The sequence below is a fragment of the Halomonas sp. 3D7M genome, from assembly GCF_014897885.1.
Taxonomy (GTDB): domain Bacteria; phylum Pseudomonadota; class Gammaproteobacteria; order Pseudomonadales; family Halomonadaceae; genus Vreelandella.
Genome location: NZ_JABUZF010000265.1, coordinates 14,001 through 14,466 on the forward strand (window position 1 = coordinate 14,001; position 466 = coordinate 14,466).

1 protein-coding gene is annotated in these 466 nt (G+C 58.6%); it reads right to left on the reverse strand.

What is annotated here, in order from left to right; translation table 11 throughout:
• Window positions 1–132 precede the first annotated feature (132 nt).
• A partial coding sequence (locus tag INT22_RS21415; protein ID WP_226912867.1) for an amidohydrolase family protein occupies window positions 133–466 on the reverse strand: 334 nt, incomplete at its 5' end.

Here is a 466-nt window from a genome sequence, read left to right on the forward strand (position 1 = left end):
CACGGTGACTGCGGCAGTCGGCTCGGCAAGGCGCAAGCGTTCACCTAGTGCAGCAAGCAACGCGTGATTACGCTGCAACTGACCGCGAACACGTTCAGGGGCGTTGCGAGTTTCTTCAAGCATCAAAGACATTTATGAGGCTCCTTGGGCGTTTCCACAGATATGACGGCCTTCGACATAGACCGCTTGGAGTTGAAGTTGGGGGTCAAGGATGACCAGATCCGCCAATGCGCCCTCTTGCAGGCGGCCAATGTCGTCGATCCCCAGGAAGTCGGCGGGGAAACGTGACAGGCGATCCGAGGCGTCCGCCAGGGTAAGACCGAGGCTAACGAAGTTACGTAACGCCTGATCCATGGTCAGCGTACTGCCTGCCAAAGTGCCGTCAGCCAAACGCACACCTCCCAGACATTTGGTGACGGTCTGCTCACCTAGACGGTAATCACCGTCTGGCATGCCTGCCGCTGCC